Below are 25997 nucleotides of genomic sequence, written 5' to 3' on the forward strand. Positions count from 1 at the left end.
GAATCCGGATTACACATACATTAATCCCGAGACCCAGCCCGCCATGGAAATCCGGCAACTGGAAGCCTTCGCCGCAGTCGTCACCACCGGCAGCGTCACCGCCGCCGGGCGCCTGCTCGGCCGCTCGCAGCCGGCCATCACGCGGCTGATCCAGGAGCTGGAGGCCGAGCTGGGCTTTGCCCTGTTCACCCGCAGCGGCCCGCGCGTCAGCCCGACCGAGCAAGGCTTCCTGCTCTATGACGAAGTCGAGCAGACGCTGGCCGGCATGCAGCAGATCCGCACCCGCGCCGCGGCGCTGGCGCGCGGCGATGGCCGGCCCCTGCGCATTGCCGCGACCCCGGCGCTGGCGGCCGGCCTGCTGCCGCCGGCGCTGGCGCTGGCCTTTGAGCGCGGGCTGTGCGCGCCGGAACGCGTCGCGGTGCAGAGTGTGTCGCCCGAACAGGTGGTGCACGCGGTGCTGACCGGCGCCGCCGACATCGGTCTGAACAGCCTGCCGCTGGAACACCGCGGCGTGACCGTGCACTGGATCGGCCAGTCCGCGTGCGTCGCAGCCGTGCGTGCCGACGACGCACTGGCCGCACAGCCTGCGATCGCGCTGCAGGACTGCCGCGGGCGCCGCATCGTGACCATGCAGAACCCGTACCGGCTGCGCCGCCGCGTCGACCGGGCCCTGGCTGGCGCCGGCGTGCCCGAAGCGGGCGTGATCGACACCAACACCTCGATCAGCGCGCTGACCCTGGTGCGCGCCGGGCTGGGCATCGCCGTGCTGGAGCCGGTGACCGCCCGCGGCCTGCCGCTGGCCGATATCGCCGTGCGGCCCATCGATGCCGATATCCCTTTCTACTTCGGCGTGATCACGCCACAGGCCCGCCCGGCCAGCACGGCGGTGCTGGGGCTGGTGCAGGCCGTGGCCGACGCCGCCGCCGCGCTGTTGCCCGACCTGGTGCGGCGCGATCCCGCCGAACACGGCGCGCTGCTGCAATCGCTCTATGGCGATGCCAGCGACGACGCTGACACGCTCACGCAAGATGCCGGACTTCCAAGCCATGACTGACCTATCCGCCCCCGCCCTTACCCCCGCCGCCGGCCTGGCCGCGCTTGAAGCGCGCCTGCGCCAGGACCTGTCCTGGCTGGACCTGCCCGCCAAGGCCTGGACCATGCCGCGCAGCCACGATGGCCAGGACGTGCTCGACGTCGCCGTCATCGGCGGCGGCATGGCGGGACTCGCAGCCTGCGCCACGCTGACGCACCTGGGCATCCGCGTGCGCGCCTTTGACCGCGCCCCGGCGGGCTTCGAAGGCCCGTGGGCCACCACCGCGCGCATGGAGACGCTGCGCTCGCCCAAGCAGCTGACCGGCCCCGCGCTGGGCCTGCCGGCCCTGACCTTCCGCGCCTGGTTCGAGGCGCAGTTCGGCGAGGCCGCCTGGCAAACGCTGGACAAGATCCCGCGCCTGCAATGGATGGACTACCTGCGCTGGTACCGCCAGGTGCTGGCGCTGGATATCCGCAACCAGCACCAGGTCGATGCCATCGTGCCGCGCGCGGACGGCCTGGTGGCGCTGTCGATGCAGACCCCGGACGGCCCGCACACCGTGCTGGCGCGCCGCGTGGTGCTGGCCACCGGCCGTGACGGCCTGGGCGGTGCCTACGTGCCGCCGGTCGCGGACACGCTGCCGCGCCACCTGTGGGCGCACTCGTCGGACGAGATGGACTACGCCAAGCTGCGCGGCAAGCGCGTGGGCGTGGTCGGCGCAGGCGCCTCGGGCATGGACAGCGCCGCGACCGCGCTGGAGGCGGGCGCCGCCAGCGTCGAAATGCTGATCCGCCGCCCGGACATTCCGCGCGTCAACAAGAGCAAGGGCGCCGGCAACCCTGGCCTGACCTTCGGCCACTACGGGCTGCCCGATGCCTGGAAATGGCGGCTGCGCCATTACATCAACACCCAGCAGGTGCCGCCGCCGCGCGGCAGCACGCTGCGCGTGTCGCGCCATGCCAATGCCTACTTCAACCTGGGCGCAGCGCTGGAAGCGATCGAGGCGCAAGGCGATGTCCTGCACGTGCAGACACCGCAGGGCACGTTCGAGCTGGACTTCCTGATCTTCTCGACGGGCTTCCGCATCGCGCTGGAAACACGGCCGGAGTTCGCCGCCTTCGCCCCGCATATCCGCTTCTGGCGCGACCGCCATGCGCCGCCCGCGGGCCAGGAAGAGCGCGAGCTGTCCGACTCTCCCGATCTCGGCGCAGCCTTCGAATTCCAGGAGAAAACGCCCGGCGCCTGCCCCGGCGTCACGCGCATCCACTGCTTCTGCTATCCGGCGGCGCTGTCGCACGGCACCGTGTCCGGCGACATCCCGGCGATCAGCGACGGCGCACGCCGGCTCGGCCAGGGCATTGCCGCGCTGCTGTACCGGGAAGACGTTGAGCTGCACTACGCCGCGCTGCAGGCCTATGCCGAACCCGAAGTCTTCGGCGACGAATGGGTGCCGGCCCCGCCGCCGGCGCTGCGCGCAGCCAAGGCCTGAATCCCACCCCGACCTGAACCTGGAGAGTCCGATGACCCAGCCCCCGACTTCCACGGTCGACCTGATCGACCAGCTCACCGGCCTCGCGCCGGGTAGCGCGACATACGCGCTGCGCCACCAGCGCAACAAGGTCGTGGCCGCCACGCAAGGCAGCTACGACGCCCTGTTCGACCCCGCCCTGCCTGGCCTGTCGCTGGCAGAGCGCCTGCTGGTTGCGCTGTACGCGGCACGCCTGACGCCGTCGACGGCGCTGGCGGCACACTATCGCGCGCGCCTTGAGCAGGCCGGCGCAGATGTCAGCCAGGTCCGCGCCGCGGCCGAAGGCCAGCCGGAGGATATTGCCGACACGCGCCTGCACGCCATGCTGGAGTTCACCCGCAAGCTGATCGAAAAGCCCGTTGAGGGCGACAAGGCCGCGCTGCAGGCCCTGCCCGCCGCCGGCCTGAGCACCCCGGCAGTGGTCACGCTGGCGCAACTGATCGCCTTCCTGTCGTACCAGGTCCGGCTGGTGGCCGGCTTGGATGCGCTGAAAGCACTGAACGACAACGCCGCAGGAGCCCAGGCATGAGCGAGATCATCAAATCCCACGGCTTCACCAATGAAGTCCTCGACTGGAAGGCCTGGCTGGACGTGGTCGAACTCGACCAGGCCACGCCCGAGCAGGTCGCCGTACTCGAAGAGAGCCACCCCAAGGCCAAGGTCCAGGATTACTACCGCTTCCTGGTGCACCAGCCCGAAATCCTGCGCCAGCGCTCCACCGCCTTCAACGCCATCATGTACGCCCCCGGCGGCATGCCGCGTGCCGAACGCGAGCTCTCCACCACGGTGGTATCGCGCATCAATGGCTGCGTCTACTGCGCATCGGTGCATGCGCAGCGCTTCGAACAACTGGCCAAGCGCAACGACGTGATCCGCCAGGTGTTCGACGATCCCCATACCGCCGGCACGACTGCGCGCGAACAGGCAATCGCGAAGTTCTCGATCGAACTGACCGAGCGGCCCGCCGAAGTCACTGCCGAGCAGCTCAAGCCGTTGCGGGAAGCGGGCGTCACGGATGCGGAAATCCTGGACCTGATCCACTCGATCGCCATCTTTGCCTGGGCGAACCGGCTGATGCTGAACCTGGGCGAGCCGGTGTTTCCGGAGCAATCCGGGGAGTAAGCCGTCAGGCGCCAGCCGCAATGCGCGCGGGCGCTCAGCCCGCGCTGTGATGCACCGCCAGCCAGACACTGGGCTGGCTGGCATCGGTCCACGCCACCCGGTGGCGGCAGTGGGCCGGAAGATGCAGCCAATCCCCCGGCTTCATGGGATACAAGCCGGACTGGCCTTCGATCTCGATGGCGGCGCTGCCGCTGACCAGCAGCACCCATTCCGCCTCTGCGCTGTCGTACCAGAAGCCCTCAGGACTGGCCTGCCCGTTGGAGACGATGCGCTCGATCCGCAGCCCGGGCCGTTCCAGCAGCGGCTGGAAAAGTTCCTGCGCCGCGCCGGCCGGGACGTCCGCCAGCAGGTTTCCGTGTTCAGGCTGCATGCTGCCTCCTGGAAGGGAAGTCGTGGTTGCCGACCCCGGTCAGTTACCCGGCCCCGGCGCCAGTACGTCGCGCGCGCCGTTGCGGCCCATCGGCGACACCAATCCGGCCACCTCCATCTGCTCGATCAGGCGTGCCGCGCGGTTGTAGCCGATGCGCAGCTGGCGCTGCACGGCGGAGATCGAGGCGCGGCGGCTGGTCAGCACAAAGCTGGCGGCTTCGTCGTAGAGCGGGTCGGCCTCGCCGTCGCCGCCGCTGTCGCCGAACAGGTCGGTGCTGCCGGCCTCGGCCGGGTCGCCGGCAAGGATGGTTTCATCGTAGTCCGGCTCGCCGAACTGCTTCCAGTGTTCCACCACGCGGTGCACTTCGTCGTCGGCAACAAAAGCGCCATGCACGCGCTGCGGATAGCCGGTGCCAGGCGGCAGGAACAGCATGTCGCCCTGGCCGAGCAGGCTCTCGGCGCCCATCTGGTCAAGGATGGTGCGCGAATCGATCTTGGACGAGACCTGGAACGCCACGCGCGTCGGGATATTGGCCTTGATCAGGCCGGTGATCACGTCCACCGAGGGGCGCTGCGTGGCCAGGATCAGGTGGATGCCGGCGGCGCGCGCCTTCTGCGCCAGGCGCGCGATCAGTTCCTCGATCTTCTTGCCGGCGACCATCATCAGGTCGGCCAGTTCGTCGATCACCACCACGATCATCGGCAGGCGCGACAGCGGCTCGGGCGCGTCCGGCGTCAGCGAGAACGGGTTCGGCACTTTGCGCTCGGCGGCCTCCGCGGCGCGGATCTTCTGGTTGTAGCCGGCCAGGTTGCGCACGCCCAGAGCCGACATCAGCTTGTAGCGCTTTTCCATCTCGCCGACGCACCAGTTGAGCGCGTGCGCGGCCTGCTTCATGTCGGTGACCACCGGCGCCAGCAGGTGGGGGATGCCCTCATAGACCGACAGTTCCAGCATCTTGGGGTCGATCATGATCAGGCGCACATCTTCGGGCGTGGCCTTGTACAGCATCGACAGGATCATGGCATTGACCGCCACCGACTTGCCCGAGCCGGTGGTGCCGGCCACCAGCAGGTGCGGCGCGCGTGCCAGGTCGGTCACCACCGGATTGCCGGTGATGTCCTTGCCCATGGCCAGCACCAGCCGCGAATGGTGCGCCTGGAACGAGGCCGCGTTGACGATCTCCGACAGCCGGATCATCTGCCGGCGCGCATTGGGCAGCTCCAGCCCCATGCAGGTCTTGCCGGGAATGGTCTCGACCACGCGGATCGAGGTCACGCCCAGCGCGCGCGCCAGGTCCTTCATCAGTCCGACCACCTGGGCGCCGCGCACGCCCATGGCGGGCTCGACCTCGAAGCGGGTGATCACCGGGCCGGCGCCGGCGCCGACCACGGCGACTGGCACCTTGAACTCGGCCAGCCGCTGGGCGATCAGCTCGCCGGTTTCGCGCAGGCGTTCTTCCGACACCTGTTCGGCGCTGTCGACACCGGTCTCCAGCAGGTCGGCCGGTGGCAGGCGGTAGTCAACGATGGGGCGCGGCGGCGGCGGCGCGACCGGCACCGGCACGGGCGCAGGCTGGGCGGTAGCCAGCGGCACGGTGCGGCCGACCACGGCGGGCAGCACGATGCGCGGCTTGGCGGCCGGGACCGGAGCCTGGTTCAGTGCAGGCGCCTCAGCGGGCTCAGGGACTTCCGGGGCCTCGGTCGCTTCAGGCAGTGCTGCTGCCTCGGCAGGCTCGGCCGCATCGGGTTCCGCCTCCTCGGCGATCAGGCCGTTGCCGTCCATCAATCCGTCCGGTTCGCTGTCCTCCGCGGGTGCCGGGGTGCTGGCATCGAGAGCGCTGCCCTCTTCCATCGCGGAGCTTGCCACGGCCTGGGCTACTGCCTCGGCGCCGGTGATATCCAGTGCGGGCACGGCTGCTGCCAGCGCTTCGGGTTCCCCAATGACAACGGCGTGATCTCCGCTCCTCGCTTCGGCTTCGGCTTCGGCTTCGGCTTCGGCTTCGGCTTCGGCTTCGGCTTCGGCTGGCAGGGTGACGGTAGCCAGTGCTTGCGGTTCTGCGTCGCCGGCAATGTCCGGCGCCGAATCCGGCACAGCCGCGTCCAGTTGTTGCGGTTGCGGCGCAGCCGCTTGCGGCACTACCGGCTTGCCGGCCAGCGCCTGCAACTCGGCCAGCAGGTCAAGGGCTTCCTGCCGGATCGCGGCAAGCGTGGCTTCGTCGGCTTCGGCCGGCACGGCTTCCGGCGCAATATCGCCAACGATATCGGTGTCTGCGGACACTGGTTCCATGGCAGGCGCTTCGGGCACTGCCACTACCTCAGGTTCCGGGCTGGTAGCCGGCTGCGCGGGAGCGGCCACGGCTTGCGTGGCGCCAGTGGGCGCCGGCGCAGCGGCGGCGGCTTCGGCTTCGGCTTCGGCCGGCGCGGATACGGCGGCAGCTACGGTGACTGAAGCAGCGGCCGCGGCGATACTCTTGCCGGAAGCCTCGGGCAGCGTCGTAATCGCCGAACGCACCAGCGGCTGCGGCTGGCGGAACGGGCTGCTGACGACCGTGCCGCGCAGGGACTGCGCCGGCCGCGGCGCCGGAGCCGGAGCCGGTGAAGGGGCTGCCGTCGGGGCCGGCCTGCGCGCCGCCGGCTGGGCCGGACGCGGCGCCGGTGCCGCCGCCACGGGTGCGGGCGGCGCGGCGCGCGCCGGCTTGACCGCGCCCGGCGACTCGGCGTGGTGCAGCCAGATCTCGCCCGGCTGCGGCGGGGATTCACGCGTGCGGCGCGGCGGTTGCCAGGCGGGCTGGCGGCGCGCCGAGACCGCCTCAAAGCTGCGATGGCGCGTGGCGGGCGCGGTCCAGCCGGGGGTGCCTGCCGCCGGCGCATCGCGGCGCTCTGCGTCGCGCATCGGCTGGGTGGCAGCAAAGGAAACCGGCGGCTCTTCCGGCGCCGCGTCAGGCGCGGCGGCGCGGCGCGGCTTGCGCGAGAACAGGCTGCGCCAGGTTTCACCGAACACCATCGGCGCGGCCAGCGCCAGCACGCCCAGCATCAACAGCAAGGCACCGGTCCAGCCGAACAGGTTGCCCATCATGCCGGCCAGCGCGCGGCCGGCCGAACCGCCAGCGCTCGATTCCGGATCGGTGCCGCTGGTCAGCGCTTCGAGGCAGGCGCTCGCGCACAGCACGGCGAGCGTGCCGAGCCAGACGCGCAATGAGCCGGGCCCTGCCAGCCGGCGCTCGCCGGCGAGCCAGCGCGTCACCAGCCGCCAGACCAGCGGCACTATCCAGAAAGTCGAAAATCCGAACCAGCCAAAACCCATTATCGACATGCCATGTTCAAAACTACGGGCAGCGATTGTAGCGGTTATGGCAGGCGGCGATTGAATCGGAAAGCGCAAATATTCGTAACGCAGCGCGTTTCCGGGGCGATTGCGCAACGATCCCCTGTGCGATTCCGCATGCCAGCGGCGCCAGACTTTGCGCCATCCGGTGGTTGGCGCAGCGGCGCCGCGCTACCATGCGGCAACCCCCAATCGAATTGCACTCCGGCGGCCCGCCGCCTTCCCCTCCCCCATGCCGATCCGCTACGCCAGGCTGCGCATTCTTGTCGTCGAAGACCATCCGTTCCAGCGCGTCGCGGCCAAGGGGCTGCTGCGGTATCTGGGCGTGCAGACCCTGGTTTCAGCTGAAAACGGCACGCAGGCGGCCGAGATCCTTGCACGCCAACCGTTCGACATCGTGTTCTGCGACATCGAAATGCCTGGCGGCAACGGCCCCGAGCTGATTGCCGAACTGCACCGGCGCGGGCAGCATGCCTTTGCCGGGACGGCGCCGGTATGGGTCTGGGTGACGGCGCTGGCGGAGGACATCCTGGATTCAAACCGCGGCCTGGCGCACGCCGCCGGCATCCCGCGCGTGCACGCGCTGCGCAAGCCGCTGTCGCGCGATGCGGTGGAAGAGATCCTGGCCGATGCGCTGGTGCGCCAGCCTGTTAGCGAATCCACCACGCCGGCGTGGTCGCCCGACGACGCAGAACTGGTCCCCGCCACCCGCTCGGGCACGGACCTGCTGGTCATGCTGCAGCCCCAGCACGAGATTGCCAGTGGCCGGCTGGCCGGTGCCGAGGCACTGGTGCGCTGGCGCCATCCCGAACACGGTCTGGTGCAGCCCGACCTCTTTATCCCACGGCTCGAAGCGCTCGACGCGGCCGACCCGGTGTTCTTCTTCGTGGCCCGCCAGTGCCTGGCAGCGCAGCAGCGGCTGCGCGCGGCGGGCATCCACATCACGCTGGGCATCAATGCCTCGGCGCAAACCCTGTGCCGGCCCGGTGTGCTGGAGACGTTCGATGCCCTGGTGACCGCCAGCGGCGTGCCGCGGCACGCGCTGACGGTGGAATTGACCGAGGGCTATCCGGTGCCCGATACGCTGGCGCTGTCGGTCGCGCTGAACCGCTTGCGGCTGCTCGGCTACGGCGTGGCGATCGACGATTTCGGCGTTGGCATCGCCACGCTCAGGCTGCTGGCGGACCTGCCTTTCACGCAGTTGAAGCTCGACCGCTCGTTCGTTGTCGAGGTCGACGGGCATGGCCAGCGTGCCGCGATCTGCCGCAACATGATCAACCTGGCGCGCGAGCTGGGCCTGGAGTGCGTGGCCGAAGGCGTCGAGACCGACGCCCAGCGCGCAGCGCTGCTGGCGCTGCGCTGCCCGCTGGGCCAGGGCTACCTGTGGTCCGCGCCCAAGCCGGCCGAGGTCTTCATCGCGGATGCCATCGACCGGGCGGCAGTCACGCCGGCGGCGTGAGCTGGCCCTACTGCGCGGCCCGGAACGGATACTTGGCAAAGATCTGCGCCACGGTCTTGTCGATGCGCTGCTGGGCACTGGTCTTGTCGCTGGTGTCCACGCTGCCCACCGCCACGCCTTCCCAGACCAGCTTCATCTGGCGCCGGTCGACCAGGTCGATGTTGACCGTGCCTTCGGTGTAGGTATAGACGTCGTTATAGAAGCCGTAGCCCGGCCACGGCGCATACAGCCCGCCGCGATAACCGTAATACCCCATCATCGGCGTCGGCGCCGGGCTGACCTGGACCTTCTCCTGCAGCCGGGCATTGAAGTTGACCAGCAAGTCCGGCGACTGCGCCGCATAGCGGTAGCCGCGCGCGGTCAGTTCCCGCTGCACGGCAGACTTGAAGTACTGGGTGGTCAGGCTTTCATAGCCCTGGCGGTCGGTGCCGAGATGCTCGACGAAGCCAAAGCTGCGGTAGGCACTGAAGTCAGTGCTGCGATTGTAGTCAGTCTTGATGTCGGGCACGCTGGCGCAGCCTGACAGGACCAGCGCCGCGGCCACGACGGGAAAGAGCTGCCGGAAGGGTTTCACGATACATCTCCATGATGTCCGCGGCAGCGCGCACATGCAGCCACGCGCAAGCGCCACCGGCGCCGGAACGCCGGCGCACCGTACGCCATCTGACCCGATGGGCTAGTGTCCTGTTCCGCAGATGGCTTGCCAAAATGAAATCGTCCAGTTGATCGTCAGGCTAAACGCGAGGAGGCGCCATAGCCGTAGCTATGGCAACGACGAGCAACGACGCATGGCGGCCAACTGGGCGATTTCATGGCAAGGTATTTGCGGAACAGGGCACTAGTTCAGCTTGCCATTGATGCCGCCCACGCTGAACCGGCCCGCCCCCAGCAGGGCCACCGCCAGCGCCGCGGCCAGGAACATCCCCTGCAACTCAAGCGCCCAGCCGCCGGTATCGGACAGCATGCCGAGCTGCTTGGTATGCACCAGCGCCACCGCAAACACCATGTTGATGGCAACGATCAGCGCCGCCAGCCGGCTCCACAGCCCGATGATCAGCAGGATCGGGGCCACGACTTCCCCAATGTAGACGCCGTAGGCCAGCCATGCCGGCAAGCCGGCGTCGGCGACCACCTTCCCCACAAAGCCCATGCCGGACGCACCGGTCAGCTTGGCGATGCCGTGCATCAGGATCAACACGCCAAGCACGATGCGCAGCAGCGCCTTGCCCAAGTCCTGGGAACCCTGAGAGCCACCCATGGCCGTTCTCCTTGCCGTTGTCTGTCGAGTTGGTTGTCGAAGCCAAGCGCCTTTACCCTCACGCGCAAGGTTCGCCCCCTGTACCTTAGTGCGAGGCGGCGTGAAGGTAAAGCCGCAAATACGAGACTGCCTGGTGGCCGGGATGCGACCGGCACACCACCTCGCCAATCCCGCCATGCCGTATCCGGAAGGCCTGCGCTACACCACCCGGTGCATCGCTGGCTGCCGCGGCTCAAGCATGCCGACCTTGTATGCGCATTCGGGCAGGACCTCGCCCAGAAAGTCGAGAAAGCGCCGGGTGGCAGGCGTCACGCCCTTGCGGGAGGGGAACACCGCGTGCAGCGTGCCGACCGGCATGTCGTACTGCGGCAACACCAGTTCCAGCTCGCCGCTTTCCAGCGCATCGCGGCAATACATCCGCGGCAGCATGGCCACGCCCGCGCCGGCGATCGCCGCCTCGCGCAGCAGCACGAAGTCTTCGGTGACCAGGCGCGGTTCATAGGCAATCTGGATCGAGTCGTTGGTCTTGCAGCGCAGGGTCCAGACATGCTTGCCGTCGTGCGGCGGCTGGCCCACGCCGGGCATGCCATCCAGCGCCTGCGGTGTGCGCGGGCGGCCGATGCTGTCCAGCAGCGCGGGGCTGGCCACCAGCATCAGCTGGCTTTCACCGAAGGTGCGCACGGCCAGGCTGGAGTCCTCCATGGACTCGCGCACGCGCAGGGCCAGGTCGAAGCCTTCGCCGATCACGTCCACGCGCCGGTTGGTGGTCTCCAGCTCGATCCGCACGGCCGGGTTGGCGCGCATGAAATGGCCGATGGCCGGCGCCAGCAGGATCTGGGCGATGGCGATCGGGCAGCTCACGCGCAGCGTGCCGCCAGGCTGCTCGCGCGCCTGCTCGATGACCTCGCGGGCCGCCTTGGCCTCATTGAGCATGGCGCGGCAGCGTTCGTAGAAGGATTCACCAAGCGGCGTAACGCGCACCTGCCGTGTCGTGCGGCGCAGCAGCTGCACGCCCAGGTCGCGTTCCAGCTGGGCGATGCGCCGGCTCAGGCGCGACTTGGGCACGCCTGAGGCGCGGCTGGCCGCGGAAAAACTGCCGTGTTCGACCACCTGGGCAAACAGGGACAAGTCGTTGAGGTCTTGCATGGATGGCTCCGGGATCACGTGCGGCCGCCAGGCTGGCGTTGCGCCGGCAGAACAATCATTTGCATTTTGCCTCACTACCGATACCAATGGCCAGCCGCTATCTTTCATCCATCGCAACCGCACACCTTGTGGAGATAGACATGAACATCCTGCAGATCGATTCCAGCGTACTTGGCGACAACTCCGTTTCGCGCAGCCTGACCGCCAGCGTGGTGGCCGACCTGGTCGCCGCCACCCCGGACGCCAAGGTCACCGTGCGCGATCTGGACCAGGACGCTCCGGCACACCTGTCCGGCAACCTGCTGCCCGTGCTGGGCGGCCCGAAGGAAGGCCTGAGCGCCATCCAGGAAGCCGAGCTGCAGCGCACCGAGCAATGGCTGGCCGAATTCCTGGCCGCCGACGTACTGGTGGTGGGCGTGCCTCAGTACAACTTCAGCATCCCCAGCCAGCTCAAGGCCTGGATCGACCGCATCGCGCAGGCTGGCCGCACCTTCAAGTACACCGAGAACGGCCCGGTGGGCCTGGCCGGCGGCAAGCGCGTGATCGTGGTGTCGTCGCGCGGCGGCGTGCGCCAGGATGCCAATGAACTGGACCTGCACGAAAAGACCGTCGACATCGTGTTCCGCTTCCTGGGCATCACCGACATCACCTACGTGCGTGCCCACGGCCTGGCCATGGGTCCGCAGTTCCGCGAAGCCGGCCTGGCCAGCGCCCGCACCGAAATCGCGGCGCTGAACGACGCCAGCCGCCTGGCCGCCTGAAGTCCTGTGGACGGCCGGCGCTGCAGGACGGCGCCGGCTCGCCCCGCGGACGGATCGGGTCTATGATGGATCGGGGCGCTATGGCGCCCCGCGTGCCATGGGCGGCGCGCCGGCCCCGGCTATTTGCCCGCGGCTGTCGTGCCGCCTGCAGTCATCGACCGATCCACTCCCGGGAGCCCGCATGACTTCAGCCCTGTTGCCAGCCGCCGCCCTCCATCCGCCGCACGAACCCGCCCTGCTTTCACAGTATCGCCACGTACGCACGGCCACCGAGACCCTGGTGGCCGACCTGTCCGATGCCGATGCCACCGTGCAGTCCATGGACGACGCCAGCCCGGCAAAATGGCACCTGGCGCACACCACATGGTTCTTCGAGGAATTCGTGCTGGCTGCGCGGATCCCGGACTACGAGCTGGTGGACCCGGACTACCGCTACCTCTTCAACTCGTACTACGAAGCGGTCGGACCGCGCCACCCGCGGCCGCAGCGCGGGCTGCTGACCCGCCCCTCGCTGGACGAGGTGCTGGCCTACCGCGAGGCCGTGGACGAATCGATGCTGACGCTGCTGGGCAGCGCCCAGACCGATGACGAGGCAGCGCTGATCATGCTTGGCCTGCAGCATGAACAGCAGCACCAGGAACTGCTGCTGGCCGACATCCTGCATCTGTTCGCGCAGAACCCGCTGCGCCCCGCCTTTGCCCCGGAACTGCCCGAGCCGGTGATCGCCGACCCTCGGCCCGCGCCGGACTGGATCGGCTTTGACGGCGGCCTGGTGGAGATCGGCCACCGCGGCGAGACCTTTGCCTTTGACTGTGAAAGCCCGCGGCACAAGGCCTACCTGGCACCGTTCACGCTGTGCTCGCACCCGGTCAGCAACCGGCAATGGTTTGAATTCATCGAGGATGGCGGCTACCAGACGGCGGGGCTGTGGTTGTCCGACGGCTGGCGCTGGGTGTGCGAGCAAGGCATCCTGGCCCCGCTCTACTGGGAAGAACGCGAAGGCACGTGGTGGCAGATGACGCTGCGCGGGATGCATCCGGTCGACCCGGACAGCCCCGTCACCCACGTCAGCTTCTATGAGGCCGAGGCATTCGCGCGCTGGGCCGAACGCCGGCTGCCGACCGAGGCCGAATGGGAGCACGCGGCGCGCAGCCTGCCGGCCACCGGGAATTTTGTTGAAGGCCGCGCGCTGCGGCCGTTGCCGGACCGGCAGAACACCTCGGGCGTGCTGCGCCAGATGTTCGGCGATGTGTGGGAATGGACCGGCAGCGCCTTCCTGCCGTATCCGGGCTTCCGCCCGAACGGCGGTGCGGTGGGCGAGTACAACGGCAAGTTCATGAGCGGCCAGATGGTGCTGCGCGGCGGGTCTTGCGTCACGCCCGAATCGCATATCCGGGCGACGTACCGCAACTTCTTCTATCCGCACCAGCGCTGGCAGTTCACCGGGGTGCGGCTGGCGGACGATGTCTAGCCCGGCGCCAGCCAGCGCCACGCCAGCCAGGCCAGCAACACCCACACCAGCACGATGACCACGGCGGCCGCGCGATTGCGCGGCCGTTTTGCATGCGTGGCCTGCCACGCCTGGGCCCGGCCGCGGCATTCATCCTTGACCGCCGGCGGAATCATCCGCAGCGTCAGCCAGATACCCAGCGGCACCAGCAGCACGTCATCGACATAGCCCAGCACCGGGATGAAATCGGGGATCAGGTCGATCGGGCTGAAGGCATAGGCCACCACCAGCGCGGCCAGCAGCCGCGCGCTCCACGGCGTGCCGGGGTGGCGGCTGCAGAACCACAGCATCAGCAGGCTCGCCTTGAGCCCGCGCGCCCACTGGCGCAGGCGTGCGCCGACGGCCATCGCCGGCATCAGCGCTTACCAGCCCTTGGTCTTGGGCTGCTGCGCCGCGGGTTGCTGGGCCGCAGGCCGCTGCCCGCCCGGCTCGCCGGTGGGCGCCTTCAGCGGCGGCGCCGCCGCGATCGGCGTCTGCGGGTACAGCTTCTGCCAGCGCGCCTTCAGGCCCTTGGCGATCTCTGCCTGGTTGTAGCGCTCGGCAAAGTCGATCACGGTCATGCCCTGCTGGTTCTTCAGGCGCATGTCGGCGCCCTCGTCCAGCAGCAGCTTGACGGTCTCGATATGGCCGCCGCGCGCGGCCATCATCAGCGGCGTGGTGCCGTTGGGGCTTTCAGCGTCGATATAGGCGGCATGGTCGACCAGGTACTTGACTACGTCGTTGTGGCCATTGGTGGCCGCATAGTGCAGCGGGGTCCAGCCGGTCTTGTTGATCTCGGCCTCCATCTCGTCGACCATCAGCTTGACCATGTCCAGCTCACCCTGCAGCGCGGCCATCATCAGCGGGGTCTCGCCGGCCGGGTTGGCCTTGTCGAAATCGATGTCCTTGGCGCGGATCAGCACCGTGGCCGCCTTCAGCGACTTCTCGCGCAGCGCCAGCACCAGCGCCGGGTTGCCGCGGCTGTCCACCAGATTGGGATCGACGCCCTTGGCCAGCAGCTTCTTGACGGTGTTGGCGTCGTCGAATTCGACGGCCTTGCGCATGTCGTCGGCAGGCGCGGCCTGCGCCAGCGTGGCGGCGGCCAGCGCAAGGGCGCCGGCAGCGCGTCGGGCAAACTTCATGTCAAACATGCGATTCCCTGTCAATATGCTTGAATAGCTTGAAGAAATTTTCCGTCGTCTGTTCCGCGACCTGTTCCACAGGGATCCCGCGCAGCTGCGCGATGAACTCGCCCACATGGCGCACCCAGGCAGGTTCGTTGGTCTTGCCGCGGTATGGCACCGGCGCCAGGTAGGGCGAATCGGTCTCGATCAGCATGCGCTCCAGCGGCACCTTGCGCGCGGTTTCCTGCAGGTCGGCCGCGCTCTTGAAGGTGACGATGCCCGAGAACGAGATATGGAAACCCTCATCCAGCGCCTGGCGGGCGACGTCCCAGGTCTCGGTGAAGCAGTGCATCACGCCGCCGGCCTCGCGCGCGTTCTCTTCGCGCATCAGGCGCAGCGTGTCGTCGGCGGACGAGCGGGTATGGATGATCAGCGGCTTGCCGGTCTGGCGCGCGGCGCGGATATGGGTGCGGAAGCGCTCGCGCTGCCATTCCATGTCGGCGATGCTGCGGCCGTTCAGGCGGTAGTAGTCCAGCCCGGTCTCGCCGGTGCCGACCACGCGCGGGTGGGCGGACAGCTCCACCAGGCGCTCCAGCGTGGGTTCCTCGCCCCCTTCGTAGTCCGGGTGCACGCCGACCGAGGCGTACAGGTTGGGATGCTGCTCGGCCAGCGCCAGCACGCGCGGGAAGTCTTCCAGCGTGACCGAGATGCACAGCGCATGCGTGACCTGGTTGGCGCGCATGTTCTCCAGCAGTTCCGGCAGGCGCGCGGCCAACTCGGGGAAATCGATATGGCAGTGGGAATCGACAAACATGGGGAATCTCTGTTGGCGGGTGGCTCAGTCCACGCGGCGGCCGACGATGATCAGGTCGCGCTCGACACCGTCGAGCACGGCAACGCGCGGCAGGTCGCCCCAGCGCGTAAAGCCCAGCGACGCGAACAGGCCCAGGCTGGGCGCATTGTGGCCGAAGATAAAGCCGAGCAGCGTGTTCACCCCGACCCTGGGCGCATGGTCGATGGCCTGTTGCAGCAGGTAGCGGCCCAGCCCCTGGCCGCGGCGCTGCGCGTCCAGGTAGATCGACACCTCGGCGGTGGCGCCGTAGGCCGGGCGGCCGTAGAAGTCTGAAAAGCTCATCCAGCCGGCCATGCGGCCGTCGGCATCCTCGCACACCCACAGCGGGCGGCGTTCAGGCTGGTGGGAATCGAACCAGGCCTGGCGCGAGGCCACGGTGACCGGTTCGGTATCGGCGGTGACCATGCGCGAGGGCACGGTGCTGTTATAGATGGCGACGATGCCCGGCAGGTCGCGGGGCTCGGCAATGCGAAGTGAAAAATTCATTGAAAATCAATATATTGTGAGAACAACCTCACAACGTTCATAAAGTTTGCGTGGGGCGCCCGGACTCCAGCATCTTGCCCAGGATCTCCTCCACCGCGCGGCGCAGGTTGCGCCCGTTGTCGTCGTCGGGGAAATGCACGCCGACGCCGGGGGTCTTCATCGGCGTGCCCGCCGGGGTGATCCAGGCCACATGGCCCGCGATCTGGTATTTCTGCGGCCGGTCCAGCAGCGACAGCACCAGGAACACCTGCTCGCCCAGTCGGAACGGCCGGTTCGACGGCACGAAGATGCCGCCGCGCGCCAGGAACGGCATATAGGCCGCATACAGCCCGGCCTGGTCCTTGATCGACAAGGACAGCACATTGGGGCGCGATGCCGCCCCGCTGCCGGTTGGCGCAGCGGGCGGTGCGCCGGCGACTGCTGTGTTCATGGTTGACCCCCTGAATGACGGTGCTGCTTGTTGTTATGCATTATTTTGACTGCCAGGCGTACTACCGGAACAGCTGGCGGTATTCCAGGAATACCGCTTCCATCACCAGCCGGGCCGCCAGCGGATGGTTCTCGCTGCGGCGATGCGCGGTCAACCGGGTGGCAAAGGCCTGCAGGCGGTGCGCGTCGGTGGCCCCGGCGCAGCGCGCCAGCACCGCCCGTTCCTTGGGCAGGTACCGCGGCGTGGCGCTGCCGTCCAGGCGCAGCGTCAGCAGATCGTACGTCCAGCGCTGCAGGATGCCAAGCACGGCAGGCACCGGCAGCTTCTGCAGTTGCTCGGCCGCCGCGGAAGCGTCGAAGGCGGCGGCGGCGCCGAGCTGGCCGACCAGCCAGCGCTGCAGCGGCTGCTCCTCGGCCTCGGCCGCATGCAGCGCGGTCAGCGGCGAGCCGCCGGCCAGCGCCAGCTGGGCCTCGGCATCGGCCACGCCCTGGCCGCGCAGCCAGGCCAGCGCGGCCTCCGGCGTCGGGCGCTGGGCCGAGAACTGGCGGCAGCGCGACAGGATAGTCGGCAGGATGCGGTCGAGGCGGTCGGTCACCAGCAGGAATACGGTGGACGGCGGCGGCTCTTCCAGCGTCTTCAGCAGTGCGTTGGCGCCCTCGGTCTGCAGCGCATCGAGCGGATAGACCACCACCACGCGCAGCCCGGCCCGGTGCGTGCCCACGCCCACGGCCTCGATCAGCGCGCGCACCTGCTCCATGCGGATGATCTTGCTGGGCGCCTTCTTCTTGCCGCCCTCGTCGGTCTCGGCCTCGGCCGCGGCGTCCAGCGCCTCGGGCCGCACCACGGTGAAGTCCGGGTGGTTGCCCTGGCTGAACCAGTGGCAGGCGGCGCACTGGCCGCAGGGCTGGCCGTCCGGCAGCGGCGCCTCGCACAACAGCCCCTGCGCGAAATGCAGGGCCAGGTCGCGCTTGCCGATGCCTTGCTGGCCATGGATCAGCAAGGCATGCGGCAGCCGTTCACGCAGCGCGCCAAGCCGTTGCCAGTCTTCCTTCTGCCAGGGATATAGCATGTGAATCAGTGGGTTAGCGATCTAACTTCAAGTTTTACCTGTGATAACCATGCGATTGCGAATTACGCAATGGCGCGGCATTCACACCTATCACGTCAGCCATATATCGGCCAAAAATCAGATAGTTGCGATGATTTTTTCAAGTTCATCGCGAATGTCGGCAATGCTGCGCGTGGCGTCGATCACCCGGAAGCGCTGCGGCGACTGGGCCGCGCGGCGCAGGTATTCATCGCGGGTGCGCTGGAAGAACGCGCGCGATTCGGATTCGAACCTGTCAGGCGCGCGTGCGCCGGCCAGGCGCTCGCTGGCGGTTTCCAGCGGCACGTCGAACAGCAGCGTCAGGTCCGGCTGCAGGCCGCCCTGCACCCAGTCTTCCAGCACTTCCAGGCGCTCGGTGGCCAGGCCCCTGCCCCCGCCCTGGTAGGCGAAGGTGGCGTCGGTGAAGCGGTCGGAAATCACCCACTTGCCGCGCTCCAGCGCGGGTGCGATGACCTCGGCGATATGTTCGCGCCGGGCCGCGAACATCAGCAGCGCCTCGGTTTCCAGGTGCATCTTGCGATGCAGCAGGATCTGGCGCAGGTCTTCGCCCAGCGAGGTGCCGCCGGGCTCGCGGGTGGTGACGACGCCGGCAATGTCGCTGCGTGCGCGCAGGCGGTCGGCGACCCAGTCGATATGGGTGCTCTTGCCGGCGCCGTCGATGCCTTCAAACGTGATGAATTTTCCGCGCATGGAATGCCTATTTGCCGCGCTGGTACTTGTCGACCGCGCGGTTGTGTTCGGGAAGCGAGTTGGAGAAATGGCTGCTGCCGTCGCCGCGGGCGACGAAGTACAGTGCGTCGGATGGCGCCGGCGTGGTGGCCGCCGCCAGCGAGGCCAGCCCCGGCAGCGCAATCGGCGTGGGCGGCAGGCCGGTACGGGTGTAGGTATTGTACGGGTTGTCGGCCTGCAGGTCGCGTTTGCGCAGGTCGCCGTCGAAGCCATCGCCCAGGCCGTAGATCACGGTCGGGTCGGTCTGCAGCATCATGTTCTTGCGCAGCCGGTTGATGAACACGGCGGCGATCATCGGGCGTTCGGCGGCCTGGCCGGTTTCTTTCTCGACGATCGATGCCATCACCAGGGCCTCGTACGGGGTCTTGTACGGCAGGTCGGGCGAGCGTGCGTTCCAGGCCTCGTTCAGGCGCCGCTGCATGGCACGGTAGGCGTGCTTGTACAGGTCGATATCGCTGCTGCCGCGCGCGAACAGGTAGGTGTCCGGGAAGAACATGCCTTCGGGCGAGGTCTCGGCCGCGCCGATTGCCTTCATCAGCTCCGCATCGGACATGTCCCGGGTGTCGTGCCGCAGCGCCGGGCTGGCGTCCACGGCGGCGCGCATCTTGCGGAATTCCCAGCCCTCGATCACCGTGACCACATAGTGCGTGACCTCGCCGCGCGCCAGCTTGCCGATGATCGACAGCGGCGTGGCGCCGGTCGCGAATTCATAGCCGCCGGCCTTCAGGTCAGGCCCGTGGCCGGTCAGGCGCACCAGCAGCATGAACAGCCGCGGGTCCATGCCGACGCCGCCGCGCTGGATCTGGCGGCCGACGCTGGCGACGCCGGAATTGGGCTTGATCACCACTTCCACGGGTGACTTGCTGAGGGGCAGCGGGTGATTGGCCCACCACGCGAACGCGCCCGCGGCCGCCAGCGCGAACACCAGGATGGCCAGGCCAAGACTAAGGAAAAATCGTTTCATGTATCAGGGATAGGGGCGGCTGACCGGATCCGTCGGAGGGCTTGCGCGCCACCGCTTGCCGCCACGTGCTGCCGGCGCCGGCCGAAAATCTCATAGCCCCATATAATAACCGGCAGCCTCGCACCGACCATGCGCCGCGGCGCCGGCGCCGCTTGACGGCCCGCCCGGCACGGCGCACGACCGGCGCCTTCCCTCTCCCGAATTGCCTCAACGATTGCCACGCAATGCCAGTGATGAATGCCCAAGCCCAGGAACTCGCCGCAAACCTTGAAGCCTTGAGCGGCAGCGGCATCGTCTGCAGTCTGCCCGGGCTTGGCCTGGTCCGTGTGGCCGGCGACGATGCCGGCAGCTTCCTGCACACCCAGCTGACCAATGCGGTCGAAGACCTGAAGGCCGGCGCGGCCCGCCTGGCGGGCTATTGCTCGCCCAAGGGGCGCCTGCTCGCCACCTTCCTGATGTGGCGCGATGTCGAAGGCATCGTGCTGCAGCTGTCGGCCGACATCCAGGCCCCGGTGCAGAAGCGCCTGTCGATGTTCGTGCTGCGCGCCAAGGCCAAATTGTCCGACATCACCCCCACCCATGCGATCCTCGGCCTCGCCGGGGCCGGCGCTGCCAAGGCCCTGGCCGCTGCGGGCCTGCCCGTGCCGGAGGTCGCCTTTGCCGTGGCCGAAGCCGACGGCATCACCGTGATCCGCCTGCCGGATGGCGCCGGCCAGCCGCGCTGGCAGCTGGTGCTGCCGGCCGAGCGCGCCGAGGCGGTGCGCGCGGCACTTGCCGCCTCGCTGCAGGATGCGACGCCCGCGCTGTGGGACTGGCTGGAAGTGCAGTCGGGCCTGCCGCGCATCGTCGCGGCCACGCAAGAGCAGTTCGTGCCGCAGATGATCAATTTCGAACTGGTGGGCGGGGTCAATTTCCGCAAGGGCTGCTATCCCGGCCAGGAAATCGTGGCGCGCAGCCAGTACCGCGGCACGCTCAAGCGCCGCATGTGGCTGGTGCAGGGTGAAGGCGAAGTGCCGGCGCCCGCGGCTGAAATCTACCGTCCGGAAGATCCGGGCCAGCCGTGCGGCATGATCGTCAACGCCGCACCGGCGCCCCAGGGCGGCTGGGCCGGGCTGGCCGAGCTGAAGATCGATGCCGCCGCCAGTGCGCTGCGCCTGGGCAGCGCCGAGGGCGCGGCAGTGGCTACGGCCACCCTGCCCTACGAGGTGCCGCTGGGCGAGGCCGCCCAGGCCGCTGGCTGAAACCCACAGGACCTGCCATGAGCGATCACCTCTACGTCTATTTCCGCGTCCCGGAAGCCGTTGCCGCCGAGGCGCTGCCGCACTGGCACCGCTGGATGGAGACTGTCGCCGAAGCAACCGGAATTGGTGGTACGCTGATGCGCAGGCCGGAAACCCGCGCCGGCGTGCAGACCTGGATGGAGTGCTATCCCGACGTGCCGCCCGCGTTCGATGCCACGCTGGAAGGCCTGTGGCGGCAGAGCGGGCTGGACCAATGGGTCGATGGCGAGCGGCGGGCCGAGCACTTTGTCGACCTGGACGTGCTGTAGGCGTCCAGGATGCCGTTGGACTGAAGTACGCCGGGTGCCACTGCAGCCACCCCGGCGGCAAAGGAAGCAAAGCGATGTGTCTGATCCTGGTTGCCTGGCAATCCCACCCCGACTATGCCCTGGTCGTCGCCGGCAACCGCGATGAATTCTATGTCCGCCCCGCGGCGGCCGCGCACTGGTGGCAGGATGCACCGCAGGTGCTGGCCGGGCGCGACCTGGCGGAAGTCATCGGCGAGCCCGGCACCTGGATGGGCGTCAACGCCGACGGCCGCTTCGCGGCACTGACCAACTACCGCGCCCCGTCCGAAAAACGCACCGACGCGCGCTCGCGCGGCGAGCTGGTGGCCGGTTTCCTGCGCGGACGCGAGGCGCCGTTCGACTACCTGGACGGCCTCGCCGGCGAAGACGGCCGCTACAACGGCTTCAACCTGCTGGCGAGCGACCTGCGTGAACTCTGGTGGTACAGCAACCGCGCCGCCTCGCGCCAGCCGCAACGGCTGCGCCCGGGGCTGTACGGCCTGTCCAACGCCCTGCTCGACACGCCCTGGCCCAAGGTGCGCAGCCGCGTGGGCGCGCTGGCCGAAGTGCTGGCCGCCGACAGCGGCCAGGCCAACGCCAGCGCCGAGCCCTACCTGCAAATGCTCGCCGACGAGCGCCAGGCGGCGGATTTCGAACTGCCTGCCACGGGCGTGGCACCGGAATGGGAAAAGCTGCTGTCGTCGGCCTTCATCCGCTCGCCGCTGTACGGCACGCGCGCCAGCACGGTGCTGCGCGTGCGCCACGATGGCCGTTTCGACCTGAGCGAGCGCAGCTTCGACGCCGACGGCCGCATCGGCGACGTCAACTTCCACGGCAAGCTGAACCTGCAACGCGACACCGGCATCGTGCCAGCGCCGCGCTGAGGCCCGCTGGAACCGAGGATTCCGGCGCTCAGCCGGCCAGCCGCTTGCGCATCTCCACGTGCGGGATGCCCGCCTCTTCGAATTCCGGCCCCACCTGCGCAAAGCCCACGCGCGCATAGAATGGCGCCGCGTGCGTCTGCGCATTGAGCACCAGTTCCGGGTAGCCAAGCGCTTCAGCCTTGCGCATCAGCGCGTCCAGCACCATTGCACCGACACCGGTGCCACGCACGGACTGCAGCACCGCCATGCGCCCGATATGGCCATCCGGCAGCAGCCGTCCGGTGGCCACCGGCGTGCCATCCTCGGCCAGCGCCAGCGCGTGCCAGCTCGGCTCGTCCCACTCATCCCATTCCAGTTCCACCGGCACGCATTGCTCTTCGACGAAGACGGTGTAACGGATGGCGCGCGCGCGTTCGCGCGCTTCGGACCAGGGGCAGATCAGGACAGTGATGGACATGGCGTGTGGAATCAGGCGCTTGGAGAACGATTGCGTCGGGCAGGGGATGCGGACGGGCGCCCATGATACGCCAGTGTCGCAGTGACCGTCGATGCACCAAAGCGGATCACTCGCCGCATCTCCGCTCTTGAAGTTGCACCATATCAGGGTTTGCCCGGGGTCGGCAGCGTCCTAGCAAATTTGTATGATGACCTGATTACCGAATAACCCGGGAAGCTGCCGTGTTCCAGAAAGTCCCTGCCCGCGCCCTCACCGACAATGTCGCCGAACAACTGCTGGACAAGATCCAGAGCGGCGCCTTTGCCCGCGGCGACAAGCTGCCGACCGAGGCGGTGCTGTCCGGGGAATTCGGCGTCAGCCGCACCGTGGTGCGCGAAGCCATCTCCCGGCTCAAGTACGAAGGCGTGGTGGAGTCGCGCCAGGGCAGCGGCGTGTTCGTGACGCTACAGGCCGGCATCCGGCCGCTGCGCATCGACTACACCGAAACCGGCACGCTGGAATCGGTGCTGCAGATCGTCGAACTGCGCCGCGCGATCGAGGCCGAGGTGGCCGCGCAGGCCGCCCGCCGCCGCACCGATGCGTCGATGGCGGCCATCGACGCCGCACTGGCCCGGCTCGACGAAGAGGTTGCGCAAGGCGGCGACGGCGTGGCCGAAGACGTGGCCTTCCACCGCGCCATCGCCGAGGCCACCGGCAACCCGTATTTCCTGAAGACGCTGGCCTTCCTCAGCCAGTACCTGGAAGCGGCCACGCGCGTGACCCGCACCAACGAGGCGCGCCGCGCGGACTTTTCGCGCCAGGTGCGTGAAGAACACCAGGCCATCGTCGCCGCCATCCGCGCCGGCGACCCGCTGGCCGCGCGCAATGCCGCGCAGAACCATATGTACAACGCCGCGCACCGTCTCGCCCAGCTGGGTGCGGACGAGAGCGGCGAAGCGCACGGCGCCGCCAACTGACGCGCGCGCAAGCCCGAACCATCGAATTATCCGTATCTGTTTCAGGAGTCCCTTCATGTCCAGGAATATCGGCGTCATCGGCCTTGGTGCCATGGGCTTTGGTGTCGCGCAGTCGCTGCTGCGTGCCGGCTTCAACGTGCACGCGTGCGACCTGCGCCCCGAAGTGCTGCAGCGCTTTGCCGATGCCGGCGGCGTGCCGTGCGCCTCGCCCGCCGAGCTGGGCAGCCGTTGCGACGTGGTGCTGACGCTGGTGGTCAACGCGCAGCAGACCGAGGCCGTGCTGTTCGGCGCCAACGGTGCCGCGGCCGCGATGCAGCCGGGCAAGCTGGTGATCGCCAGCGCCACCGTGCCGCCGGGCTTTGCCGAGGCGCTAGGCCGCCGGCTGGCGGAACAGGGCCTGCTGATGCTGGACGCACCGGTCTCCGGCGGCGCCGCGCGCGCCGCCAGCGGCGAAATGACCATGATGACTTCCGGCCCGGCCGAAGCCTACTCGCTGGCCGAGGACGTGCTGGCCGCCATCGCCGGCAAGGTGTATCGCCTGGGTGCCGCGCATGGCGCGGGCTCCAAGGTCAAGATCATCAACCAGCTGCTGGCCGGCGTGCATATCGCCGCGGCCGCCGAAGCGATGGCGCTGGGCCTGCGCGAAGGCGTGGACCCCGATGCGCTCTATGACGTGATCACGCACAGCGCGGGCAACTCGTGGATGTTCGAGAACCGCGTGCCCCATATCCTGAAGGGCGACTACACGCCGCTGTCGGCGGTCGACATCTTCGTCAAGGACCTGGGCATGGTGCTCGACACCGCGCGCCACAGCAAATTCCCGCTGCCGCTGTCGGCCGCCGCGCACCAGATGTTCATGATGGCGTCGACCGCCGGCCATGGCGGCGAGGACGACTCGGCCGTGATCAAGATCTTCCCGGGCATCGAACTGCCGGGCAAGGCTGAATAAGGGAGAAGCGAAGATGACCGCAGGCACCCTCGCCCATCGCCCGCTGTTGGGCTGCATCGCCGACGATTTCACCGGCGCCACCGACCTCGCCAACACGCTGGTGCGCAATGGCATGCGCACCGTGCAGACCATCGGCCTGCCCGACGTGGGCGCCGTGCAGGACATTGGCGAAGCCGATGCGCTGGTGGTGGCGCTCAAGTCCCGCACCATCCCGGCCGTCGAGGCCGTGGCCCAGTCGCTGGCCGCGCTGCAATGGCTGCGCGCGCAGGGCTGCCGCCAGTTCGTATTCAAGTACTGCTCCACCTTCGACTCGACCGATGCCGGCAATATCGGCCCGGTGGCCGAGGCGCTGCTGGCGGCACTGGACAGCGACTTCACCATCGCCTGCCCGGCCTTCCCCGAAAACGGCCGCACCATCTTTCGCGGCCACCTGTTCGTGGGCGATGCGCTGCTCAATGAATCGGGCATGGAGCACCATCCGCTGACGCCGATGACCGATGCCAGCCTGGTGCGCGTACTGCAGCGCCAGAGCAAGAACAAGGTCGGGCTGCTGCGCTACGACGCGGTTGCGCGCGGCGCGCATGCCACCGCCGAGCGCATCGCTGCGCTGCGCAGCGACGGCGTGCGCATGGCGATTGCCGATGCGGTGTCCGACGCGGACCTGTTCACGCTGGGCGAGGCCTGCGCCAACCTGCCGCTGATCACCGGCGGCTCCGGCATCGCGCTGGGACTGCCCGAGAATTTCCGCCGCGCCGGCCTGCTACCGCAGCGCGGTGACGCGGCCTCGGTGCCGGCCATCGACGGCCCGGGCGTGGTGCTGGCCGGCAGCGCCTCGCGCGCGACCAATGGCCAGGTAGCACGCTGGCTGGAGCAAGGCCGCCCGGCGCTGCGCATCGACCCGCTCGCGCTGGCACGCGGCGAAGCCGTTGCCGACGCGGCGCTGGCCTTTGCCGCCGGTCATGGCGAACCGGTGCTGATCTACGCCACCTCCAGCCCCGACGAAGTCAAGGCCGTGCAGGCCGAACTGGGCGTCGAGCGCGCCGGACACCTGGTCGAACAGTGCCTGGCCACGGTTGCCGCCGGGCTGCTGGCACGCGGCACGCGCCGCTTCGTCGTGGCCGGCGGCGAAACCTCCGGCGCGGTGGTGCAGGCGCTGGGCGTGCGCGCCTTGCGTATCGGCGCGCAGATTGCACCGGGCGTGCCGGCCACCGTCACGCTGGATGCCAAGCCGCTGGCACTGGCGCTCAAGTCGGGCAACTTCGGCGGCCCGGATTTCTTTGACGAAGCGCTGCGCCAGCTTGGAGGTCACTGATGAGCACCGAAAGCAAGCTGCGCGAAGAGATCTGCCGCATCGGCGCCAGCCTGTACCAGCGCGGCTATACCGTGGGCTCGGCCGGCAATATCAGCGCGCGGCTGGACGACGGCTGGCTGATCACGCCGACCGATGCCTGCCTGGGGATGATGGACCCGGCCGCGGTCGCCAAGGTGGCCACCGATGGCAGCTGGGTCTCCGGCGACAAGCCGTCCAAGACGCTGATGCTGCATCGCGCGATCTACGACAACAACCGCGAGGCGCACGCCGTGGTGCATACGCACTCGACGCACCTCGTGGCCCTGACGCTGGCCGGTGTCTGGCAACCGGACGACGTACTGCCGCCGCTCACGCCCTACTACGTGATGAAGGTCGGCCATATCCCGCTGATTCCCTACCATCGCCCCGGCGATCCGGCCGTGGCCGCGCGCGTGGCCACGCTGGCCGCGCAGGTGCGTGGCGTGCTGCTGGAGCGCCTTGGTCCGGTAGTGTGGGAATCCAGCGTCTCGCGCGCCGCGTTCGCGCTGGAAGAACTGGAGGAAACCGCCAAGCTATGGATGACGATGAAAGACACGCCGGGCTTCGCCGCCCGCGCTGCGCTGCCCGACGGCGCACTGACTGAGCTGCGCGACGCCTTCCAGGCGCGCTGGTAACAACCGCTTTTCCCCGATAAACGACGGCTTCACCC

At 68.7% G+C, this 25997-nt stretch carries 28 protein-coding genes; 14 read left to right on the forward strand and 14 right to left on the reverse strand.

Features of this window, described 5'->3' with window-relative positions; all coding sequences use genetic code 11:
* Window positions 1-43: 43 nt before the first annotated feature.
* Genes I6H87_RS18095 through I6H87_RS18110 form a run of 4 tightly spaced genes read left to right on the forward strand, consistent with a single transcriptional unit; the run spans window position 44 to window position 3683 of the window.
* Window positions 44-1054, forward strand: a complete 1011-nt coding sequence (locus I6H87_RS18095) for a LysR family transcriptional regulator (RefSeq protein ID WP_011615164.1) — start codon at window positions 44-46, stop codon at window positions 1052-1054.
* Window positions 1047-2522, forward strand: a complete 1476-nt coding sequence (locus tag I6H87_RS18100) for an FAD-dependent oxidoreductase (protein ID WP_011615163.1) — start codon at window positions 1047-1049, stop codon at window positions 2520-2522. The genes I6H87_RS18095 and I6H87_RS18100 overlap by 8 nt, the downstream gene beginning before the upstream one ends.
* A gap of 31 nt (window positions 2523-2553) precedes the next feature.
* Complete coding sequence (locus tag I6H87_RS18105; RefSeq protein WP_011615162.1) at window positions 2554-3090, forward strand: CMD domain protein; 537 nt, start codon at window positions 2554-2556, stop codon at window positions 3088-3090.
* Window positions 3087-3683: a peroxidase-related enzyme gene (locus tag I6H87_RS18110; RefSeq protein ID WP_010811546.1), complete on the forward strand. Its 597-nt coding sequence runs from the start codon at window positions 3087-3089 to the stop codon at window positions 3681-3683. The genes I6H87_RS18105 and I6H87_RS18110 overlap by 4 nt, the downstream gene beginning before the upstream one ends.
* Window positions 3684-3717: 34 nt before the next feature.
* Here the strand turns inward: I6H87_RS18110 and I6H87_RS18115 are convergent, their stop codons facing one another.
* Window positions 3718-4053 (reverse strand): cupin domain-containing protein, encoded by a 336-nt coding sequence (locus I6H87_RS18115; RefSeq protein ID WP_010811545.1) that lies wholly within the window; start codon window positions 4051-4053, stop codon window positions 3718-3720.
* Window positions 4054-4092: 39 nt separating this feature from the next.
* Complete coding sequence (locus tag I6H87_RS18120; RefSeq protein WP_198489264.1) at window positions 4093-7356, reverse strand: FtsK/SpoIIIE family DNA translocase; 3264 nt, start codon at window positions 7354-7356, stop codon at window positions 4093-4095.
* A gap of 253 nt (window positions 7357-7609) precedes the next feature.
* Between I6H87_RS18120 and I6H87_RS18125 the strand changes: the two genes are divergently transcribed.
* On the forward strand, window positions 7610-8836 hold the full coding sequence (locus I6H87_RS18125; protein ID WP_011615160.1) for an EAL domain-containing response regulator: 1227 nt from the start codon (window positions 7610-7612) through the stop codon (window positions 8834-8836).
* A 7-nt stretch (window positions 8837-8843) separates the two neighbouring features.
* On the opposite strand, the gene I6H87_RS18130 is transcribed toward I6H87_RS18125, so the two are convergent.
* The 3 genes from I6H87_RS18130 to I6H87_RS18140 form a co-directional block, all read right to left on the reverse strand.
* Complete coding sequence (locus I6H87_RS18130; RefSeq protein WP_011615159.1) at window positions 8844-9410, reverse strand: DUF4136 domain-containing protein; 567 nt, start codon at window positions 9408-9410, stop codon at window positions 8844-8846.
* A gap of 264 nt (window positions 9411-9674) precedes the next feature.
* Window positions 9675-10094 carry a DoxX family protein gene (locus tag I6H87_RS18135; RefSeq protein WP_010809993.1) on the reverse strand — a complete coding sequence of 140 codons (420 nt, stop codon included), beginning with the start codon at window positions 10092-10094 and terminating at the stop codon, window positions 9675-9677.
* Between the two features lie 198 nt (window positions 10095-10292).
* Entirely contained in the window at window positions 10293-11240 is a 948-nt protein-coding gene (locus I6H87_RS18140; RefSeq protein ID WP_010809994.1) for a LysR family transcriptional regulator, read from the reverse strand.
* A gap of 140 nt (window positions 11241-11380) precedes the next feature.
* Between I6H87_RS18140 and I6H87_RS18145 the strand changes: the two genes are divergently transcribed.
* Together I6H87_RS18145 and egtB are read left to right on the forward strand one after the other, a co-directional pair.
* Complete coding sequence (locus I6H87_RS18145; protein WP_010809995.1) at window positions 11381-12001, forward strand: FMN-dependent NADH-azoreductase; 621 nt, start codon at window positions 11381-11383, stop codon at window positions 11999-12001.
* A 181-nt stretch (window positions 12002-12182) separates the two neighbouring features.
* The gene (gene egtB / locus I6H87_RS18150) at window positions 12183-13472 is read left to right on the forward strand and encodes an ergothioneine biosynthesis protein EgtB (protein ID WP_010809996.1); all 1290 of its coding nucleotides are present in this window, start codon (window positions 12183-12185) and stop codon (window positions 13470-13472) included.
* Here the strand turns inward: egtB and I6H87_RS18155 are convergent.
* The 8 genes from I6H87_RS18155 to mltG form a co-directional block, all read right to left on the reverse strand.
* Window positions 13469-13858, reverse strand: coding sequence for a YkvA family protein (locus I6H87_RS18155; protein ID WP_041687712.1), 390 nt, complete (start codon window positions 13856-13858; stop codon window positions 13469-13471). The genes egtB and I6H87_RS18155 overlap by 4 nt on opposite strands.
* Before the next feature lie 15 nt (window positions 13859-13873).
* Entirely contained in the window at window positions 13874-14641 is a 768-nt protein-coding gene (locus I6H87_RS18160; RefSeq protein ID WP_011615157.1) for an ankyrin repeat domain-containing protein, read from the reverse strand.
* The gene (locus tag I6H87_RS18165) at window positions 14634-15428 is read right to left on the reverse strand and encodes a TatD family hydrolase (protein ID WP_011615156.1); all 795 of its coding nucleotides are present in this window, start codon (window positions 15426-15428) and stop codon (window positions 14634-14636) included. Before I6H87_RS18165 ends, I6H87_RS18160 begins: the two co-directional genes overlap by 8 nt.
* A 24-nt stretch (window positions 15429-15452) precedes the next feature.
* A complete protein-coding gene (locus tag I6H87_RS18170) occupies window positions 15453-15953 on the reverse strand; it encodes a GNAT family N-acetyltransferase (RefSeq protein WP_011615155.1) in 501 nt (166 codons plus the stop codon).
* A gap of 37 nt (window positions 15954-15990) precedes the next feature.
* Complete coding sequence (locus I6H87_RS18175) at window positions 15991-16383, reverse strand: PilZ domain-containing protein (protein ID WP_010810001.1); 393 nt, start codon at window positions 16381-16383, stop codon at window positions 15991-15993.
* 61 nt (window positions 16384-16444) lie between these two features.
* Complete coding sequence (locus I6H87_RS18180) at window positions 16445-17452, reverse strand: DNA polymerase III subunit delta' (protein ID WP_010810002.1); 1008 nt, start codon at window positions 17450-17452, stop codon at window positions 16445-16447.
* A 117-nt stretch (window positions 17453-17569) separates the two neighbouring features.
* The gene (tmk, locus tag I6H87_RS18185) at window positions 17570-18181 is read right to left on the reverse strand and encodes a dTMP kinase (RefSeq protein ID WP_010810003.1); all 612 of its coding nucleotides are present in this window, start codon (window positions 18179-18181) and stop codon (window positions 17570-17572) included.
* A gap of 7 nt (window positions 18182-18188) precedes the next feature.
* Complete coding sequence (gene mltG, locus I6H87_RS18190; protein ID WP_011615154.1) at window positions 18189-19184, reverse strand: endolytic transglycosylase MltG; 996 nt, start codon at window positions 19182-19184, stop codon at window positions 18189-18191.
* Between the two features lie 224 nt (window positions 19185-19408).
* On the opposite strand from mltG, the gene ygfZ reads away from it, so the two are divergent.
* The 3 genes from ygfZ to I6H87_RS18205 all read left to right on the forward strand — a co-directional run bounded on the left by ygfZ (window position 19409) and on the right by I6H87_RS18205 (window position 21635).
* Complete coding sequence (gene ygfZ, locus I6H87_RS18195; RefSeq protein ID WP_011615153.1) at window positions 19409-20425, forward strand: CAF17-like 4Fe-4S cluster assembly/insertion protein YgfZ; 1017 nt, start codon at window positions 19409-19411, stop codon at window positions 20423-20425.
* Between the two features lie 17 nt (window positions 20426-20442).
* A complete protein-coding gene (locus I6H87_RS18200; RefSeq protein ID WP_010810006.1) occupies window positions 20443-20733 on the forward strand; it encodes a DUF4936 family protein in 291 nt (96 codons plus the stop codon).
* Between the two features lie 74 nt (window positions 20734-20807).
* Window positions 20808-21635, forward strand: a complete 828-nt coding sequence (locus I6H87_RS18205; protein WP_010810007.1) for an NRDE family protein — start codon at window positions 20808-20810, stop codon at window positions 21633-21635.
* Window positions 21636-21663: 28 nt separating this feature from the next.
* On the opposite strand, the gene I6H87_RS18210 is transcribed toward I6H87_RS18205, so the two are convergent.
* Complete coding sequence (locus I6H87_RS18210; RefSeq protein WP_010810008.1) at window positions 21664-22092, reverse strand: GNAT family N-acetyltransferase; 429 nt, start codon at window positions 22090-22092, stop codon at window positions 21664-21666.
* Between the two features lie 221 nt (window positions 22093-22313).
* Between I6H87_RS18210 and I6H87_RS18215 the strand changes: the two genes are divergently transcribed.
* Genes I6H87_RS18215 through otnC form a run of 4 tightly spaced genes read left to right on the forward strand, consistent with a single transcriptional unit; the run spans window position 22314 to window position 25962 of the window.
* Window positions 22314-23048 (forward strand): FadR/GntR family transcriptional regulator, encoded by a 735-nt coding sequence (locus I6H87_RS18215; protein ID WP_010810009.1) that lies wholly within the window; start codon window positions 22314-22316, stop codon window positions 23046-23048.
* A gap of 55 nt (window positions 23049-23103) precedes the next feature.
* Complete coding sequence (ltnD, locus tag I6H87_RS18220; protein WP_011615152.1) at window positions 23104-23997, forward strand: L-threonate dehydrogenase; 894 nt, start codon at window positions 23104-23106, stop codon at window positions 23995-23997.
* Between the two features lie 13 nt (window positions 23998-24010).
* Window positions 24011-25309, forward strand: coding sequence for a 3-oxo-tetronate kinase (gene otnK, locus I6H87_RS18225; protein ID WP_011615151.1), 1299 nt, complete (start codon window positions 24011-24013; stop codon window positions 25307-25309).
* Window positions 25309-25962 (forward strand): 3-oxo-tetronate 4-phosphate decarboxylase, encoded by a 654-nt coding sequence (gene otnC, locus I6H87_RS18230; protein WP_010810012.1) that lies wholly within the window; start codon window positions 25309-25311, stop codon window positions 25960-25962. The genes otnK and otnC overlap by 1 nt, the downstream gene beginning before the upstream one ends.
* Window positions 25963-25997 lie beyond the last annotated feature (35 nt).

It is taken from the genome of Cupriavidus necator (genome assembly GCF_016127575.1).
In the GTDB taxonomy this organism is placed as follows: Bacteria; Pseudomonadota; Gammaproteobacteria; order Burkholderiales; family Burkholderiaceae; genus Cupriavidus; species Cupriavidus necator_D.

Coding starts and splice junctions, on each gene's coding strand:
- ltnD (WP_011615152.1), top strand. CDS start 23,104: ATGTCCAGGAATATCGGCGTCATCGGCCTTGGTGCCATGGGCTTTGGT.
- ygfZ (WP_011615153.1), top strand. CDS start 19,409: ATGCCAGTGATGAATGCCCAAGCCCAGGAACTCGCCGCAAACCTTGAA.
- mltG (WP_011615154.1), bottom strand. CDS start 19,184: ATGAAACGATTTTTCCTTAGTCTTGGCCTGGCCATCCTGGTGTTCGCG.
- I6H87_RS18105 (WP_011615162.1), top strand. CDS start 2,554: ATGACCCAGCCCCCGACTTCCACGGTCGACCTGATCGACCAGCTCACC.
- I6H87_RS18095 (WP_011615164.1), top strand. CDS start 44: ATGGAAATCCGGCAACTGGAAGCCTTCGCCGCAGTCGTCACCACCGGC.
- otnK (WP_011615151.1), top strand. CDS start 24,011: ATGACCGCAGGCACCCTCGCCCATCGCCCGCTGTTGGGCTGCATCGCC.
- I6H87_RS18175 (WP_010810001.1), bottom strand. CDS start 16,383: ATGAACACAGCAGTCGCCGGCGCACCGCCCGCTGCGCCAACCGGCAGC.
- I6H87_RS18165 (WP_011615156.1), bottom strand. CDS start 15,428: ATGTTTGTCGATTCCCACTGCCATATCGATTTCCCCGAGTTGGCCGCG.
- I6H87_RS18205 (WP_010810007.1), top strand. CDS start 20,808: ATGTGTCTGATCCTGGTTGCCTGGCAATCCCACCCCGACTATGCCCTG.
- I6H87_RS18170 (WP_011615155.1), bottom strand. CDS start 15,953: ATGAATTTTTCACTTCGCATTGCCGAGCCCCGCGACCTGCCGGGCATC.
- I6H87_RS18115 (WP_010811545.1), bottom strand. CDS start 4,053: ATGCAGCCTGAACACGGAAACCTGCTGGCGGACGTCCCGGCCGGCGCG.
- I6H87_RS18100 (WP_011615163.1), top strand. CDS start 1,047: ATGACTGACCTATCCGCCCCCGCCCTTACCCCCGCCGCCGGCCTGGCC.
- I6H87_RS18210 (WP_010810008.1), bottom strand. CDS start 22,092: ATGTCCATCACTGTCCTGATCTGCCCCTGGTCCGAAGCGCGCGAACGC.
- tmk (WP_010810003.1), bottom strand. CDS start 18,181: ATGCGCGGAAAATTCATCACGTTTGAAGGCATCGACGGCGCCGGCAAG.
- I6H87_RS18140 (WP_010809994.1), bottom strand. CDS start 11,240: ATGCAAGACCTCAACGACTTGTCCCTGTTTGCCCAGGTGGTCGAACAC.
- I6H87_RS18110 (WP_010811546.1), top strand. CDS start 3,087: ATGAGCGAGATCATCAAATCCCACGGCTTCACCAATGAAGTCCTCGAC.
- I6H87_RS18135 (WP_010809993.1), bottom strand. CDS start 10,094: ATGGGTGGCTCTCAGGGTTCCCAGGACTTGGGCAAGGCGCTGCTGCGC.
- I6H87_RS18200 (WP_010810006.1), top strand. CDS start 20,443: ATGAGCGATCACCTCTACGTCTATTTCCGCGTCCCGGAAGCCGTTGCC.
- I6H87_RS18145 (WP_010809995.1), top strand. CDS start 11,381: ATGAACATCCTGCAGATCGATTCCAGCGTACTTGGCGACAACTCCGTT.
- otnC (WP_010810012.1), top strand. CDS start 25,309: ATGAGCACCGAAAGCAAGCTGCGCGAAGAGATCTGCCGCATCGGCGCC.
- I6H87_RS18120 (WP_198489264.1), bottom strand. CDS start 7,356: ATGGGTTTTGGCTGGTTCGGATTTTCGACTTTCTGGATAGTGCCGCTG.
- egtB (WP_010809996.1), top strand. CDS start 12,183: ATGACTTCAGCCCTGTTGCCAGCCGCCGCCCTCCATCCGCCGCACGAA.
- I6H87_RS18180 (WP_010810002.1), bottom strand. CDS start 17,452: ATGCTATATCCCTGGCAGAAGGAAGACTGGCAACGGCTTGGCGCGCTG.
- I6H87_RS18125 (WP_011615160.1), top strand. CDS start 7,610: ATGCCGATCCGCTACGCCAGGCTGCGCATTCTTGTCGTCGAAGACCAT.
- I6H87_RS18155 (WP_041687712.1), bottom strand. CDS start 13,858: ATGGCCGTCGGCGCACGCCTGCGCCAGTGGGCGCGCGGGCTCAAGGCG.
- I6H87_RS18160 (WP_011615157.1), bottom strand. CDS start 14,641: ATGTTTGACATGAAGTTTGCCCGACGCGCTGCCGGCGCCCTTGCGCTG.